This window comes from Pseudomonas sp. ASL3, assembly GCF_056680425.1.
On record NZ_CM155281.1, the window covers coordinates 5,292,820 to 5,309,644 of the forward strand.

Genomic DNA, 16,825 nt, shown 5'->3' on the forward strand with positions numbered 1-16,825 from the left:
TAAGAAAATGCCTTCATCGGAAGATTGGGGGCATTTTTGTGGCATACATCCAAGGCATAGCGCGCGATCAGAGCAGTCTTTTTCCGGTGTCGCTGGAAGAATCCATTCCGGTAGACCACTTGGTCAGAGTCATTGATGCCTATGTCACCCAGCTCAATCTGCGGGAGCTGGGATTCGACAAGGCTGTCCTCAAGGGCAACGGGCGCCCGCCCTATGATCCGGCAGACCTGCTCAAACTTTATCTCTACGGCTATTTCCTCAGCATCCGTTCGTCACGCCGCCTCGAAGCCGAATGCCTGCGCAACATCGAAGTCATGTGGCTGCTCAATCAGCTCGCACCTGACTTCAAAACCATCGCCGATTTCCGCAGAGACAACGGTGCCGCATTCGCCGCCATCTGCCGACTCTTCATTCTTTTTTGCCGTGAAGTGGGGCTAATCGCCGGCAAGCTGGTTGCTATCGACGGCAGCAAATTCAAAGCCGTGGCCTCCAAGCGCCGTCATATGAGCCTCAAGCACCTTAAGCGCGATGAGGAAATACTGAACAAGAAGATTACCCAGTACCTGGCGGAGCTTGATCGGGCGGACAAAGACGACGCCGATCAGCCTGTGGATAAGCAGAAAGTCAAAGCCGCTTTGGCCCGTCTGAGCAACAAACGAGACAACAACCTGACCCGTCAGCAGGTGATGAAGGCGCTGGAAGTCGAGCAGTTCATCAGCACCGAAAGCGAGGCGCGGATGATGCGGGCGCCGCAAGGCATGGCCGTGGCGTACAACGTGCAGACGGCGGTGGATGCCGAGAACGGCTTGATCCTGCACCACGAAGTGACTCAGGACGGCGATGACCGCAAACAGCTTGAACCCATGGCCAAAGCGGCTAAAGAAGTACTGCAACAGTCAGAGCTGACGGTAGTGGCCGATGCCGGATATTCCCACGGCAAACAATTCCAGGCCTGTGAAGACGCGGGTATCACGGCGTATGTGCCGCTGAATCGAACGATCAACACGCGGGGCGGGGACGTAAAATTCTTTGACCGCACCCAGTTTACGTATGAGGCCCTGGACGATCAGTACCGGTGCCCGAATGGCAAGCTACTGACGCTGACGCAACTGAATCGCGGCACGCGTATTTACCACGCACTGCCCAGTGACTGCGCCCACTGCCCGCTGAAAAGTCAGTGCACCAAGACCTCCCGCCGGAAAGTAACGCGGCATGCGCATGAGGCCGCTTTTGAGCGAATGGAGCAGCGCATGCAGGCGCATCCGGAGAAGATGGTTGAACGAAGGTCCATCGTTGAACACCCCTTCGGCAACCTCAAGCAATGGATCATGGGCAATGGACGGTTCTTGCTACGCCAACTGAAAGGCGCGCGAATAGAGATGTCGCTGGCGGTGCTTGCCTATAACTTTAAAAGGGCGATCAATGTGCTGGGTGCGCGTGAAATGATGGCGAAGATGGGCTAAGCAGCCTTTTTTTGCGCCTGACAAACGTCCCAGGACTGGCCATGGAGCGCTCAAAACGCTTTGTCCCGGCGACGTGAAAACGAACAGCGATGATTTCGGGATCAAAGGCCAAAAACCAACGCCCCGACAAGTCGGGGCGTTGGTTTGAAACATGATCGTCAGGTTTTCACACAGCCTGTTTGGGAGCAGGCTTGCCTGCGAAGGCAGCGTGTCAGGCGCTGAAACTCCCCAGCATCCTCCGCCACCACGGCCTCGACGACGGCCCCGCCATCGGCCAAGACTGTACCATCACCTCCGGCATATCCCGCAACCTGATCCACGGCTCACTCTGCCAATGCAGCAAACCCAACGACCTGCCCAACCACTTCATCTGGCTCACACCGGGCTGATGCTCCTGGCGACTGTCACGCAGAGCAGGCAGCACCTCATGGGTCAACCAATGGCGCAGCGCGCGGTTCTCCGGGACATAGTGATGAACCAACAACGCAAACACACCTGACTCACTGACCATCAAATTCTTGGTCCACTCGCCGTTAGCCAGCAACCAGGCTGCGCGCCGCTGATCGAGGTCCAGTTTGTAGGTCGAGCGTTCATCCAACGGCCTGCCCATCAAACGCCCTAAATCCGACAGACAAAACCATGCCTGCGACTCGATCATCAGTGCCCGCAGCATGCGGTGGTGACGGATGAACAGTGTGGGTTCGAAGCAGCCGGCCAGCGGTTGCCTATCGGACGGTTCTAGAGTGCGCATCGGTAAAGCTCCTTGGGATGTGGAACCGCCACCAAACGTCGTCAAACGAATCAGGGTGGCAGCTGTGCGAAGGTTGACGAACCGGCCCCAAAGAAACCGGCAGACCCGAAGGTCTCCGACGCACAGCCGCCATAACGCGCGCCTCAAGCAACGATAGTTTGCCTGAAGCCGGTTGTGGAGCGCTGTTGCGCTTTGGGATTCGGATCGTCAAATCCGGTCGTTGATTTGCAGCGACGGCGCAGAGCCTAATGCGCGGTTAAAAGCGCTGCAAGTATTCATATGTAACTCGCGCAACTGTGGGAGCAGGCTTGCCTGCGAAGAGCTCATCAGAGACGCCACCTACTCTGACTTGAACAGACTCCTTTAATTTCGACAAAGCTTGTGGGAAGTTTCTTCCACTTATACCGGAGTCGGAGACATATAGTATTGCCAGACGAGTACTTGATTGAGAATATCGACCGATGCTCCACGTCGTCCTTGCCGGTTTCTTGTGCATCAAAGCTTGTCGGGCTGATCTCCGATGCAATCCGGAACATTAGGACCAATAGAGATCATCCCTATACTCACCTCAGGATTTCCCTCACGCCCCCAACTAACCCCCGCGCTTCCTCCAGCAGTGAAAGCAAGGTCGTAAATTACACTCTCACCTATTAACTTATCGTCGCGATTATCATATAAACGATCAAACCCTGGGTACTCCCATCTAAAAAATAGCGTTGGCCTTTCTGTATTATCGGGGTGAGTCCAAGGATGCAAGAAATTAGGTAGGACCCAGAAAGGTTTGAAGGTTTCGATCCGATAACAACCATTCGGACTAATGATTGGCTCACCCGACTTCATCGCCAACCCTCTTTCCCACCATTGTGACGCCCACCATAAGCCACCCGATCCAGTGAAGCAAACTACGAAACAAAAAATTTTAGAATGTACGAAATTCAAATTCAGTTACTCGGGCAACTATGGTTTCAAAAATCCATCAGGCTGACCACCTATAAATCTCAATCCGAGCATCGGGGCCTGCTTACATCTATATAAGCAATCCCTATCTCAATGCCCGAAGAGTCGTTATACTTCCAGCGAACTCTCCCACCCGCCGAAGCGAGGTCATACACCTCACTTTGCGCAATGACCTTCCCTGCGCGTTGATCGTAAAGGCGATAGAACCCTGGATACTCCCACCAGGGAAACCATTCACGCGCCACCGTATAGTCTGGGTGAGGTCGAGAGTGGAATAGTTGGGGTAAAATCCAAAACGGCTTAAACCCAGAAACTTGATAACAACCATCCGAGCTCACCTCTGAAGAGCCCGTGGGTGCCGCAAACTTTTTCTCCCACCACTCGGAAGCGGCCCACCAACCGATTACTATCGCACTGCCTGCGATAAAAAGCGCCGCTGTTCTCGATACTAGTTTCAAGCCCACTCACCCAAATCGATTACCTGATCATTCTGTTTCCATAGCACGTCTGAATAAATAATAAAATCCCCACTTTTATTCTTACTATTTCGATAGGCAGCGAAACCCGCATTCGTAACAGCCGCGAAGGGTCCGCTTTGCAAATGAACAATCCAGTTCTCATCGGGCGTCATCGAGAGCAGTGTTTCTGTCTCCTATTACGAAGCGATTCAATCCAACTCACCCGATTGATAATACTTTGAATGCTCAATAGGTTGATCACCTATACAATCCTGCACATTAGGCCCTGTATAAATCATCCCGACATAGACAGCCTGGTCATGGGGGTCACCCCAGTACAAGCCACCGCCCCCGCTAAAAACCAAATCGAAAATATTACTTTCCCCCAAGAGCTTTTCGTCACGCTGATCATAGAGCCGATAAAATCCTGGTATCTGCCACCAAGGGAACCACTCGCGCTCAGCAGAAGTATCAGGCAGCACTCTGGAATGTAAAAAGTGAGGCAACACCCAAAATGGCTTATATTCTTCAAGGCGATAGCACCCATTAGGACTGATTGTGGATATTCCAACTTTACTCGCCCAAGCTTTTTCCCACCACTGTGAAGCAGACCATAAGCCACCTAAGATAGCCACACAGACGATAAGCCAAACCATGCGTGCTAAGTCAAATTTCAAACCTGCCCCCCCCAAATCAATCACCTGGTCCACTTTTCTCCAGAGGATGTCCGAGTAAATAATAAAATCTCCGCCCATACCTTTCTTCTCTCTAAACTTACGAAAATCTCCATTGGTGACCGCGGCGAAAGGTTCTTGCTGTAAATGGACAATCCAATTTTCATCAGGCGTCAGGGTCAGCACAGTTTCAGCCTTGGTCAACACCCGATTTTCAGTCCATGTACCCAAATACTGCGACCCGTTGAAATCGTAATAATCCCGAATATACAAGCCAACATACTGCACATGGAATACTTTCTTGACCGCCCTCGTGAATAAGTTTTTTTTAGTAGAGGCCGTTCCTACAACGCCCACCTTGACCATTGCCTTCCCTAAAGCGCCATACATATCATCAAGCGTATCCAGCTCCTTCCCAAGCGGCGCAATGTTCACTTGGGAGATGGAATCCATTTCTCTGGCTGACATGCCGTAACTACCTAAACAAAATTCCCCTTCACCGTTCCAACCTGCACGTTTCAACCTTATTGCCAACTGACCTACTCCGGCATTACTGGTTAGTCTTGACTGAGCTAACGCCACAGCATCTCGACAACGTTCGAACTTCATTGCCCAAGCCATCTTTACGATACTCTCATTGACGTTTGCAGATAATAAACCTGTTGGGCCGAGTTCTGTTTGCTCTTTTTTCCACTGTTCAGGCATTTCCCATCCCGGACTATCAAACCAGCGCTGCATCAACGCGGCAGCTGTGTCCCAACCCATATTACGCATGGCTCCTGGCAGCCTTGACAGTGCCAAAGGTTCCACGACCACGACCTTAGGTGGTGTGCCCGTGGGAGCGTAGGTTTGAGACTTACCTTGCGGCAGCACGTAATAAACATCGTCGCCCAAGGCGTTGGTTTGTTTAAAGTCGTTTAAAGACATGGCCGTTATTCCTTGGCTGGCGAAGGGGCTTGGAAAGCAAAATGTAGGTTGACGGGGGAATCAGTACCGTGAGTTCGGCTACGCCCTTGGCTGTCGACGGCAGCCCGAGCTACGTAGGTGTTGTCATGGAGTAATGCATAATTGAGCCTGTCACATACCTCCATCCGACTGTCTACAAGCTTGAAGCGCTCGTCACAAACGGCAGCAGAACTACTGGTTGAATCGCTTTTTTGTGCGGGAGCACTCCCAGAAGCAATTGAAACTCCAGCTGTTTTCGCCTGCTCAACCGTGCTCGTTGAATTCCGCGCAGTAGCGTCATCTGGTACTTCGATGAAACAGCTACCCTGTTTTATCGAAACCAAATGAGCCCTGCACGAAGTGAGATCCCCGTCAGCGGCCTGAAATCTGCCGTTGAGCATAAACCCATTGATCAGTCCGGTAATGACGGTTGTATGGCCATGCAATGGGCAGATGACGTCATCCCCTACGTGAACCATTTGGAAATCTTCAATAAAACTCGCATCGGCTCCGGTCATCACGGTGCCGCCGTGATCCGTGGTGTCCCCGACTACAATTGCCAATTTCAACATATTACAACTCTTTCAATAAGGCTTCAGTAAGAGCAATTAACTTCAAACAGCAGATAACCCCCCAAGAACTGAATGTTCAAATATTTAAACATCAGACAAACATTTACCGACTAAGCTTGCAAAACCCACCAAAGAAATACCACACCGAACACAATAATTAAATCACGGCACTATGGTTTTTTCGGTGATTTCCGCACTTCAAGAAGAGACCTACAACAACAACTCCAAAGTCTTACAACGAGGCCGAGCCCACACATCGAAAACTCAACTTTTAGGGCGTCATTACAGTGGACAAAAAAGTAACTGTGGATCAACCTCGACGTCATCGGCGAGCATCTGACCGAAATCAACGTCACCAGCCCGACCTGCATCCGCGAAATCGACAACGCCTACGGCACCAACATCGGCGGAATGTTGATGGACGTGATTGAGCAGAAGTTGAAGGCGAAGTAACAGGCAGATTGCATTCCCCTGTGGGAGCAGGCTTGCCTGCGAAAGCCATGGGTCAGGCACTGAAGATGTTGGATGTGCTGCCCCTTCGCAGGCAAGCCTGCTCTCATCAAACAAAAAATAACGCATTGTTTTTTATGCCTTTTATTTGGCCATAACTAACTGCATCCCAAGCTTGTGTGCCTTGCGTTCCAGGGCACGCAGTTGACGGTGTCGACTCTCGGCTTCATAGGCTTCCATACCTCGCTCCACGTAGGGTTGGCCTTTGGTCAACATGACGTAGATCAGGCGGGCCAGTTGATGCGCGGTGGCTTTGATGGCGCACGCGGTATCCATGCGCGCCAACCGGGCTCGATGGCTGGCGCCGATGAAGCTCTTGTCGTTGCGCGCGTTGGACGCGGCCTGCTTCAAGGCCTGCGCGGCTCGATTCGAGACCTTTGGCGGACTACCAGGCAGCTGCCTGCCGCCGGATATCCGGGTCGCAGGTGCCAGGCCGAGCCAGGAACAGAAGTGTTGTTGTGTGGGAAATCGCGATAAATCAGGCCCGATTTCGCTCGCCAGTGCCAAAGCGGTTTCGACGCCGATGGTGGGAATAGCGGTCAAATCAACGCCCATTATTTTTCCCAGCGCACGGTGCAAACGGGCTTGCTCGGCTGACGAGCGGTGCGGGCTGCGCAGTGCCTTGGCCGGCGGCAGAGGTTCATCGTTCAATACCGGCAGTCGATCAATGGCGTGAGCGATGGCCTGATCGCATTCGGCAATTTGCTGTTCCAGAAAATCATGCGTCGCCATTTCCTGAGCCAGGGCATGCAGATGCTCGGTTCGCCAGTTACCGCGCAGGCTGCGGGCAATGGTTTCATGATCGGCCTTGATGTGACCGTTTCGAAAACCGGCCAATACGTACGGATCACGCTCGCCGCCGATGATCGCGTTGAGGATTTTCTTGCCCGTCAGGCCGGTGATGTCACTGATGACAGTGGCTAGCTGGATGTTCATCTGGGTCAAGGCTTTCTGCATGCGATTGACGCTCTTGGCCTGATCGCGAACTTTCATTGCGCGCTGGCGAACCAGAGAGCGCATCGAGCAAATGTCGTCGGCGGGCCGAAAGGCGCCTCTGAGCAAGCCGTGGGTCATGAGCTGCCAAATCCACTGGCAGTCCAGCACATCGGATTTGCGCCCGGAGGTCTGGCGGGTGGCGCGGGAGTTCACCAAATACACCTCGAAGCCCCGTGCATCGAGGATTTCAAACAGCGGTATCCAGTAGACCCCGGTTGCCTCCATGGCCACGACATTGATCTTCAACGCTTCGAGCCAATCGGCTAATGCGAGCAACTCGTCGGTGAACGTTTTAAACGAGCGGACAGGGGTGTCGCTCTGGTCGGGGTTGACCCCCACCCAATGCTCGCGACTGCCAATATCGATACCCGCACAATGAGGGTGAACCACTTCAAAACGTTTCTGCTGGTTCTTGCGCGCCATGACAATTCCTCGCAGGATTGAGGGGCGCGCGGGGAGCACGGTGGCGAATGGATTCACTCTCTCATACGTGGTCACAGCTTGCTGTGCCGACAACGACTCCACGCCGATACCGTGCGGACCACTCTCCCATGCGGGTGCGTACACACCAGTGATGGCTACGGTCTTGGTCCCCGCGCGCGCTTCGATTCTACGACGTGCCCCAGTTTGCTGCGCGACAGCGCGGCGTCGAAGACGCGGCGAGGCCTCCCATCAAACAACCTGTAAACCATTGAAAATAAAGCATAATTTTTATGCAATTTTCAGCCTAACGCTGACCCCCTGTAGGAGCTGACTTGTCTGCGATCCAGTGCGAAGCGCTGGCAAAAATGGTGAATCCACCATCGTCGGAAGGTCCTTCGGCCCTTTTCGCAGACAAGTCAGCTCCTACGCCCTCCGGGCAGAAACGGGACCGTGTTTGCTACGCGACAGCGCGGCGTCGAAGACGCGGCGAGGCCTCCCACAGGTTCAGGGTGAACCCAACACCGAGTTTGCTGCGCGACAGTGCGGCCTTCAGTCAAAGCAGCGCTTGATGCGGAAAATGCTTCTGTGTCTGTTTAAAGCCAGGCTGCCCATCGTCGTGAGTGCATGCTCTTTTTTCCCAAGGAATAGGGCTTAGGTCTGAGTGTGAAGCCCTGTCGTATCAGGTAGCATTTTTCAGTTATTGCCCTGCGGATCTGCCATGGACACGTTCCAAAACATGCGCGCCTTTAGCCTGGTTGTCCAAACGGGAAGCTTTACGGCGGCAGCTGAGCTCATGGATAAGACCACGGCCAATATCTCCAAGGCCGTTTCCCAATTGGAAGCCCATCTCCACACGCGTCTGCTGAACCGAACCACGCGTCGTATCGCCCTGACCGAGGCCGGTAAGCGTTATCTGGTGCGTTGTGAGCGCATTCTCGAAGACATCCTCGAGGCTGAAGCGGAAGCCAGCGTTGCCCATGCCAAACCGGCGGGTAATTTGAAAGTGCATGCCATGTCCGGCATCGGCACCCATTACGTCATCGATGCCATCGCGCGTTATCGCGAAACTCACCCCGAGGTGACGTTCGACTTGACCCTGTCCAATCGACTACCCGATTGCTGGAGGAGGGTTACGACGTGTCCATTCTCATTGCCAGCGACCTTCCAGACTCCGGGTTCATTTCGCAGCGACTCGGTATCACCTACAACATTCTTTGCGCGTCGCCTGGCTATGTCGCGAAGCATGGTCAGCCCGGCTCTCCCGCCGAGTTGACTGACCATGATTGCCTGCGCATCGTCAATGCGGCAATGCCCCAGGAAAGGCTGGTATTCGACGGTCCGAACGGCCAGGAAATAGTGACCCTTTCGAGGTTCCCGTTTCACGTAAACACCGCCGACGCGATGACAGTGGCGATTCAGGCTGGCATGGGGATCGGGGTTCAACCCGTCTCGTCAGCCATCGAAGGTCTGCGCAACGGCACGCTGGTGCGTGTCCTGCCGCACCATCGATTGCAAGCAATCAACCTCTACGCCCTCTACCCGTCACGGCAGTTTCTGGATGCGAAGATAAAAACCTGGGTCGAGTACTTGCGCGAGTCATTGCCGGTGTTTTTGGCTGCGCATGAAGGGGATTTGAAGATGCATACGGTTTATTGAATCCCTGGTTATTCGATGATCTGCGCAACCCGCTGCAACGCAATCTTCAACTGCGTTCGATTACTGGCCGCGCACAAGCTGATGCGAATGGCGTGGGTATCGTGCTCCTTGACCGCGAAAACCTCCGCAGGCACCACGTCGACTTGCGCCGCACGGCAGGCTTGGGCCAGTGCCATCGAGGGCAGCGTGCCAGTGACCCAGATATGGGGCGAAGGGCTTTCCGATTGATACAACGCCGGGCCGAGGATCTTCTTTGCCAGACGCCAGCGTTGGGTGGTTTCTTCGGTTTGCCAGGCCAATCGACGTCGTGCGGTTCCGTCGTTTATCCATTGGCTGGCGATGGACAGGCACAAGGGTGAGATCCCCCAATGAGTCGCTTGGGCGTGGGGGTCGATCAGTTCGAGTACGGACGGATCGGCGGTGATCCAGCCGACCCGCAAGCCGGGTGCGACCGTTTTCGACAGGCTTGTCACCAGCAGGCCGCGCTTGCCCAGGAGTCTGGTCAGCGGCGGTGTAGAGGTCAGCGCGCCATAGACGTCGTCTTCGATGATCAACAGGTCGTGCTGTTTTGCGACTTCGGCAATCTCGAGCTGCCGCTGGGGCGACATGATCGTCGACGTCGGATTTTGCAGGATCGGCGTGAGCACGACGATTTTTGCGCTGGTGGCTCGAGCCATCCGGTCGAGTTCGTCCGGGACGATGCCGTAACAATCAAGTGCAACGCCATGCAATGGCAAACGCAATTGCCGACACGCTGCTTTGATACCCGGCGCGGTGAAGGCTTCCACCAACACCGGCTCGCCGGGCTGACACAGCGACAATAGCGCCGTGAACACCCCCTGCTGGGCGCCGTTGCAGAGCATGATGTGTTCCGCAGCGACGTTCAGGCCTCGAGCCTGTAGCCAGGCGGCGCCCTGAGCCCGTCCGAATGCCAGATCTTCTGCGCTGAGATAGCGTTGCAGCCGCTGCGCATGTCCGCCATCGATCAGCCGGGTGAGCGCGAAGACTTCGTCCTGACTGTCCTCATCGGTCACCGGCACATTGGTGGAAAGATCGATCAGTGCCGGGCGCTCGTCCGGCTGCTTGAGCCGGAACAGCGTCGCTTCTTTGCTCCCGGCCAACACATAGGTTCCCCGTCCCACTTCACCCGAGACCAAATGCCGGCGCGCCGCTTCCCGATAGGCCTGCATTGTCGTACTCGGGTTCAGGCCCAGGTTCCAGGCCAGGCGTCGTTGCGGAGGCAGTCGCTCGCCGACTTTCAGCTCACCGCTTTCGATTGCTTGGGTGATCGCTTCGACCAAGGCCAGGTATTTTGGCTGGGCGGTGTCACTGAGAGTCGGCGTCCACATTTATTGTTGCTCATGCAATATAAGGATTAACCCATACAATGCTCTGCCCCTAAGATCAGGTCAAACCCACCCACCTCTGGTGTCTTATGTTTGACCTGACGTCGTTGCGCCAAGCCGCACAAACCATTCGTCCATTGATTCCCGCTACCCCGCAATATGCCTGGCCACGCCTGGCTGAACGCCTGGGTTGCGAGGTGTGGGTCAAACATGAGAACCATGCACCGACCGGCGCCTTCAAGGTTCGCGGCGGTCTGCTGTACGTTCAGGGTTTGCTCAAGCGCAAGCCGGACGCGGCCGGGCTGGTGACCGCCACCCGAGGCAATCACGGACAGAGCCTGGCGACGGCGGCACGCAACGCGGGGTTGCCGATCATCATCGTCGTACCCATTGGCAATTCGCAGGAAAAAAATGCCGCGATGCGGGCAATGGGTGCGCAACTGATCGAGTACGGTCAGGACTTCGACGAGGCGCGTACCGAAGCCGCACGTCAGGCTGAAATGCATGGCTACGAAAGCGTTCCGGCGTTTCACCCCGACCTGATTCTTGGCGTCGCGACCTATGCCCTGGAACTGCTGGAAGCCGTGCAGGATCTCAAAACCGTCTACGTCCCCATCGGCATGGGCTCCGGCATCTGCGGCCTGATCCAGACCCGCGACCTGCTGGGATTGAAAACAGACATCGTCGGTGTCGTATCACAGCACGCCGACGCCTTTGCCCAGAGCTTCGAGCAAGGGCAAATCATCACCACCGAAACCGCCAACACCTTCGCCGACGGCATGGCCTGCCGCATGCCACTGCCAGAAGCCTTCGAAATCATTCGCCAAGGCGCAGCGCGAATCGTACGGGTGAGCGACGACGAAATAGCCAGCGCGATCCGTATCTTTCATGAGGACACGCATAACACTGCTGAGGGCGCTGGAGCTGCCGGGCTCGCTGCGCTGATCAAAGAGCGGGATCGGCAGCTTGGGGAGAAAGTGGCGGTGATTTTGAGTGGGGCGAATATTGATCGGGAGGTTTATGGGCGGGTGCTTGGGGGGTTGTGAGTTAGCGAGCAGAAGGGGGTGGATTTATTTATCGAAAATAAATCCATCCCTATCATGACTGCTTTATGTCTACACGCCCTGATCCAACTGCCAAACTAGCCGCTCAATAAATTCGCCACTCCCACCCGAACTGGTATCAATCACAAACTCAGGATCCAGCGGTGCTTCATAAGGACTGTCGATCCCCGTGAAATTGGCGATGCGGCCTTCCTGAACCGCTCGATACAAGCCTTTTGCATCACGCCGGATACATTCCGAAAGCGGTGTGCTGACGTGCACTTCGATGAACCCATCGGCAGCGAAGCCTTGCCGGCTGGCATCCCGATCAGCACGAAACGGCGAAATCGCCGAGACGATAACAATCAGGCCCGCATCGACCATTAACTTGGCGACCTCGGCAATTCGCCTGACGTTCTCATGACGGTCGGCATCACTCATGCCCAAGTCCTGGCAGAGCCCTTGACGCAGTCGATCTCCATCGAGCAGGTAGCTGTGCATGCCCTTGGCCTGCAGGGCTTGATCCAATTGATTGCCAAGCGTGGATTTGCCCGCACCTGACAGTCCGGTAAACCAGATGCAGCAGGCACGCTGTTGCTTCATCCCTGCGCGCAATGCCTGGTCCACCGCCAGCGCATGTGCAACGATGTTCGGCCGATACTCAGTCATAAGCGAACAGCTCGTAGTCACGGGCATAGACCTCGCGCACCCTGCGCCGGGATGCGGCAGAGCAGATGTTGCGGGTCTCGTCGCTCGGTTGCGGAGAGCGATTGAGATGCTGCAATTCGGCTTTGACGTTCAAGTGTTTGCACAAGGTCAGGAAGTCCGGGGCCAGGCTTTCTTGACGCCCAATGAAGTCGACATCAATGTGCCCCATTGAATTTTGCAAGAAGTGGTATTGCGGCGCGAAATGCATTTGTTTTGTAATGTTTTCCGGATACAGCCAGCCATCGATGAACGCATCAAAGCTAGAAAACGAATTGACCAGTTTGCAGGCTGCTCTATCTCGCTTCTGGGTGTTCTGCAATAAGAAGTTGTACGCGGACAATGCCCGTTGTAACGGATCACGTACAAAGCCAAATTTGAAATAGTGAGTGTAACGCTCGTTGAATTGTTTCTCGTACCAGTACAGGGGCATATGGCCGGTGGGGTTATCACCAAAAAGCGACGTGGCAACGCTACTCCCCGCGCACTTGGGGACGTGGATGAAGATACATTCGAACTCATCAAAGGCTTCCGGGAACCTGATTCTGCCTGACATCGTCTTGTCTGCGACGCCCCGATCAACCACGGACAGTCGTTCAAGCAGCAGTTCTCGCTGCATCTTTGGAATCAACTTCCAAAATAAGCGGGTCATAAGCGGCGACCTGTAACTTTTTAATAATTAGTTGCTTAGGGTACAGGCAAGGGCCAACAAGCTAACAATGTTTGCACACTATTTACATAAGGGGTGGGCGGGCGAGTCAATGTAAATTAAGTGTAAGCACATCGATATCAAGCCGAGCGTAACGACGCTGAAGTCATTTCTTTGGAGGGTAACGGTTTAAGTTGAATGCGTCTTATTAACTGCGCCCGATCAAGACCGAATCCCTTCGTTTGCTTGGCAGTGATGTACCTGATGTGACGCATCAGTGATGCAATCGAGAATGCCTGAAAACAAAAAAGCCCGCACAAGGCGGGCTTCTCTATCAAGCGTCTTCCAGACCTCATCACACCGTCTGAAAGCAAAATCTGGTGCACCAGGCGGGATTCGAACCCACGACCACTGCCTTCGGAGGGCAGTACTCTATCCAGCTGAGCTACTGGTGCAATGCGGGCGCCATGATACTCATCTCACCGGCGGGCGTCCATGCTGGTGAGTGCTGTTGTTGATTTTGCACGTAACAGGGTGTGAGGGTGACGTTGATCCGAAAATAATCACGGATTCGTCATTTTCGTTCTTTTTTTCGAACAGACTATTGTCCTTTACCCCAGTAGACCCTAGGATTCGTTTGAGATTTCAAACGCTTTTGGTTGGACGCCGAACCGCACGCTCTACGATCAGTGCGCTATTCCGGTGAATGAATTCCTGACGGCAGCCTTTATAGGCGCCTTTGAACAATCAAAAAATTCGCTCCGCGCCTGCGCGGTGCTGTTTAGGAGGCCGACATGCAGCTTAAAGACACCCAGTTGTTCCGCCAACAAGCCTACGTTGATGGCGTGTGGTTGGATTCGGACAGCGGTCAGACGATCAAAGTGAACAACCCGGCCACCAACGAGATTCTCGGGACCGTGCCGAAGATGGGCGCGGTTGAAACCCGTCGCGCGATTGAAGCGGCTGACAAGGCGCTACCGGCCTGGCGTGCACTGACCGCCAAGGATCGTGCGAACAAGCTGCGTCGCTGGTTCGAACTGATTATTGAAAACCAGGACGACCTCGCTCGCCTGATGACTCTGGAGCAGGGCAAGCCGCTGGCTGAAGCCAAGGGCGAGATCGTTTACGCCGCTTCCTTTATCGAGTGGTTCGCTGAAGAAGCCAAACGCGTCTACGGCGATGTGATTCCGGGCCACCAGCCGGACAAGCGCCTGATCGTGATCAAGCAGCCGATCGGCGTGACCGCAGCTATTACTCCGTGGAACTTCCCGGCTGCGATGATCACCCGTAAAGCGGGCCCGGCTTTGGCTGCTGGCTGCACCATGGTCCTCAAACCCGCTTCGCAAACCCCGTTCTCGGCGTTGGCGTTGGCTGAACTGGCGCACCGTGCCGGTATCCCGAAAGGCGTGTTCAGTGTTGTCACCGGCAGCGCTGGCGACATCGGCGGCGAGCTGACCAGCAACCCGATCGTGCGTAAATTGTCCTTCACTGGCTCGACTGAAGTCGGTCGCCAGTTGATGGCTGAATGCGCCAAGGACATCAAGAAAGTATCCCTGGAGTTGGGCGGCAACGCGCCGTTCATCGTGTTCGACGACGCCGATCTGGATAAGGCAGTCGAAGGCGCGATCATCTCCAAATACCGCAACAACGGCCAGACCTGCGTCTGCGCGAACCGCCTGTATGTGCAGGATGCGGTCTATGACGTGTTCGCCGAGAAACTGAAAGTCGCAGTGGCCAAGCTCAAGGTCGGTAACGGTCTGGAAGTCGGCACCACGACTGGCCCGCTGATCGACGAAAAAGCCGTGGCCAAGGTCAAGGAACACATTGCTGACGCTATCAGCAAAGGCGCGACCGTGTTGGCTGGCGGTAACAGCATTGAAGGCAACTTCTTCGAGCCGACTATTTTGGTCAACGTATCGAAAGATGCGGCTGTCTCGAAGGAAGAAACCTTCGGCCCTCTGGCTCCACTGTTCCGCTTCAAAGATGAAGCTGAAGTGATCGCGATGGCCAACGACACCGAATTCGGTCTGGCGTCGTACTTCTACGCTCGCGACCTGAGCCGTGTGTTCCGTGTTTCTGAAGCGCTGGAATACGGCATGGTCGGCGTCAACACCGGCCTGATCTCCAACGAAGTCGCACCGTTTGGCGGGATCAAGGCGTCGGGCCTGGGCCGTGAAGGCTCCAAGTACGGCATCGAAGATTATCTGGAAATCAAATACCTGTGCCTGGGCATCTAATTCTGTCAGCACAGTAGTTACACGCAATTCACCCTGGTAGCCGGGAAGTTGCAGCAGTCGATCATCGTATGCTGCTGCAACTGCCAACCGGCTGCTTAATCCTTGAACCACGCCGCCCGATGAGCGGTGAATGAGGAAATCATGAGCAAGACTAACGAATCCTTGATGCTACGCCGCAATGCTGCTGTCCCGCGCGGCGTAGGCCAGATCCACCCGATCTTCGCGGCTTCGGCGAAGAACGCTACCGTTACCGACGTTGAAGGTCGTGAGTTCATCGACTTCGCTGGCGGTATCGCGGTACTGAACACCGGTCACCTGCACCCGAAAATCATCGCGGCCGTGCAAGAACAACTGACCAAGCTAACCCACACCTGCTTCCAGGTATTGGCTTACGAGCCATACGTCGAGCTGTGCGAAAAGATCAACGCCAAGGTGCCAGGTGATTTCGAGAAGAAAACCCTGCTGGTCACCACTGGTTCCGAAGCGGTAGAAAACGCCGTAAAAATCGCCCGTGCTGCCACTGGCCGTGCTGGCGTGATCGCGTTCACTGGCGCTTACCACGGCCGTACCATGATGACCTTGGGTCTGACCGGTAAAGTCGTACCTTACTCGGCCGGTATGGGCCTGATGCCAGGCGGTATCTTCCGCGCGCTGTACCCATGCGCACTGCATGGCGTGAGCGTTGACGATTCCATCGCCAGCATCGAACGCATCTTCAAGAACGATGCCGAGCCTCGCGACATCGCTGCAATCATCATCGAGCCAGTTCAGGGCGAAGGTGGTTTCTACGTCGCGCCGAAAGACTTCATGATTCGTCTGCGTGCCCTGTGCGACAAGCACGGCATTCTGCTAATCGCCGACGAAGTACAGACGGGCGCTGGCCGTACCGGTACTTTCTTCGCCATGGAACAGATGGGCGTTTCTGCTGATCTGACCACTTTCGCCAAATCCATCGCCGGTGGTTTCCCGTTGGCCGGTGTTTGCGGCAAAGCCGAATACATGGATGCCATCGCTCCAGGCGGCCTGGGCGGCACTTACGCGGGTAGTCCGGTTGCCTGCGCAGCGGCTCTGGCCGTCATGGAAGTGTTCGAAGAAGAGCACCTGCTGGACCGTTGCAAAGCGGTTGGCGAGCGTCTGGTGACTGGCCTGCGTGCCATTCAGGCCAAGTACCCGGTGATCGGTGAAGTACGCGCCCTGGGCGCAATGATCGCGCTTGAGCTGTTCGAAGGCGGCGACTCGCACAAGCCGAACGCTGCTGCTGTGGCTCAGATTGTCGCCAAAGCCCGCGACAAGGGTCTGATCCTGCTGTCGTGCGGTACTTACGGCAACGTGCTGCGCGTTTTGGTACCGCTGACCGCTGCTGATGAGTTGCTGGATAAAGGTCTGGCGATCCTCGAAGAGTGCTTCGCTGAACTCGCGTAAATGTGACCAAGTAGACAA

11 protein-coding genes, 1 tRNA gene and 3 pseudogenes are annotated in these 16,825 nt (G+C 55.1%); 6 read left to right on the plus strand and 9 right to left on the minus strand.

Annotation, left to right across the window (positions count from 1 at the left end):
* Positions 1-38: 38 nt before the first annotated feature.
* Entirely contained in the window at positions 39-1,463 is a 1,425-nt protein-coding gene (locus AC1MEE_RS24255) for an IS1182 family transposase (protein ID WP_480410535.1), read from the plus strand.
* 211 nt (positions 1,464-1,674) lie between these two features.
* On the opposite strand, the gene AC1MEE_RS24260 is transcribed toward AC1MEE_RS24255, so the two are convergent.
* From AC1MEE_RS24260 to AC1MEE_RS24275, 4 genes and pseudogenes are all read right to left on the minus strand, one after another.
* A complete protein-coding gene (locus tag AC1MEE_RS24260) occupies positions 1,675-2,214 on the minus strand; it encodes a BRO-N domain-containing protein (protein WP_480412047.1) in 540 nt (179 codons plus the stop codon).
* 1,411 nt (positions 2,215-3,625) lie between these two features.
* A complete protein-coding gene (locus tag AC1MEE_RS24265; RefSeq protein WP_480412048.1) occupies positions 3,626-3,802 on the minus strand; it encodes a DUF6402 family protein in 177 nt (58 codons plus the stop codon).
* A 513-nt stretch (positions 3,803-4,315) separates the two neighbouring features.
* Positions 4,316-5,230, minus strand: a pseudogene (locus AC1MEE_RS24270) (DUF6402 family protein); the annotation flags it as partial.
* A gap of 5 nt (positions 5,231-5,235) precedes the next feature.
* The gene (locus tag AC1MEE_RS24275; RefSeq protein ID WP_480412049.1) at positions 5,236-5,820 is read right to left on the minus strand and encodes a PAAR domain-containing protein; all 585 of its coding nucleotides are present in this window, start codon (positions 5,818-5,820) and stop codon (positions 5,236-5,238) included.
* A 303-nt stretch (positions 5,821-6,123) separates the two neighbouring features.
* On the opposite strand from AC1MEE_RS24275, the pseudogene AC1MEE_RS24280 reads away from it, so the two are divergent.
* Positions 6,124-6,273 (plus strand): annotated as a pseudogene (locus tag AC1MEE_RS24280) (ATP-grasp domain-containing protein); the annotation flags it as partial.
* 141 nt (positions 6,274-6,414) lie between these two features.
* Here the strand turns inward: AC1MEE_RS24280 and AC1MEE_RS24285 are convergent.
* Complete coding sequence (locus AC1MEE_RS24285; RefSeq protein ID WP_480412050.1) at positions 6,415-7,749, minus strand: IS110 family RNA-guided transposase; 1,335 nt, start codon at positions 7,747-7,749, stop codon at positions 6,415-6,417.
* 718 nt (positions 7,750-8,467) lie between these two features.
* Here AC1MEE_RS24285 and AC1MEE_RS24290 point away from each other — a divergent pair.
* Positions 8,468-9,405: pseudogene (locus AC1MEE_RS24290) on the plus strand (LysR family transcriptional regulator).
* Positions 9,406-9,413: 8 nt separating this feature from the next.
* Here the strand turns inward: AC1MEE_RS24290 and AC1MEE_RS24295 are convergent.
* Positions 9,414-10,754, minus strand: coding sequence for an aminotransferase-like domain-containing protein (locus tag AC1MEE_RS24295; RefSeq protein WP_480412051.1), 1,341 nt, complete (start codon positions 10,752-10,754; stop codon positions 9,414-9,416).
* Positions 10,755-10,840: 86 nt separating this feature from the next.
* On the opposite strand from AC1MEE_RS24295, the gene AC1MEE_RS24300 reads away from it, so the two are divergent.
* Entirely contained in the window at positions 10,841-11,797 is a 957-nt protein-coding gene (locus tag AC1MEE_RS24300; protein WP_480412052.1) for a threonine dehydratase, read from the plus strand.
* Positions 11,798-11,866: 69 nt separating this feature from the next.
* On the opposite strand, the gene cysC is transcribed toward AC1MEE_RS24300, so the two are convergent.
* From cysC to AC1MEE_RS24315, 3 genes are all read right to left on the minus strand, one after another.
* Positions 11,867-12,463: an adenylyl-sulfate kinase gene (gene cysC / locus AC1MEE_RS24305; protein WP_480412053.1), complete on the minus strand. Its 597-nt coding sequence runs from the start codon at positions 12,461-12,463 to the stop codon at positions 11,867-11,869.
* Positions 12,456-13,151 (minus strand): sulfotransferase family 2 domain-containing protein, encoded by a 696-nt coding sequence (locus AC1MEE_RS24310; RefSeq protein ID WP_480412054.1) that lies wholly within the window; start codon positions 13,149-13,151, stop codon positions 12,456-12,458. The genes cysC and AC1MEE_RS24310 overlap by 8 nt, the downstream gene beginning before the upstream one ends.
* Positions 13,152-13,526: 375 nt before the next feature.
* Positions 13,527-13,603 (minus strand) — tRNA-Arg (locus AC1MEE_RS24315).
* A gap of 339 nt (positions 13,604-13,942) precedes the next feature.
* Between AC1MEE_RS24315 and gabD the strand changes: the two genes are divergently transcribed.
* A complete protein-coding gene (gabD, locus tag AC1MEE_RS24320; protein WP_480412055.1) occupies positions 13,943-15,385 on the plus strand; it encodes an NADP-dependent succinate-semialdehyde dehydrogenase in 1,443 nt (480 codons plus the stop codon).
* 141 nt (positions 15,386-15,526) lie between these two features.
* Positions 15,527-16,807, plus strand: a complete 1,281-nt coding sequence (gabT, locus tag AC1MEE_RS24325) for a 4-aminobutyrate--2-oxoglutarate transaminase (RefSeq protein WP_480412056.1) — start codon at positions 15,527-15,529, stop codon at positions 16,805-16,807.
* The last annotated feature ends 18 nt before the right edge of the window (positions 16,808-16,825 follow it).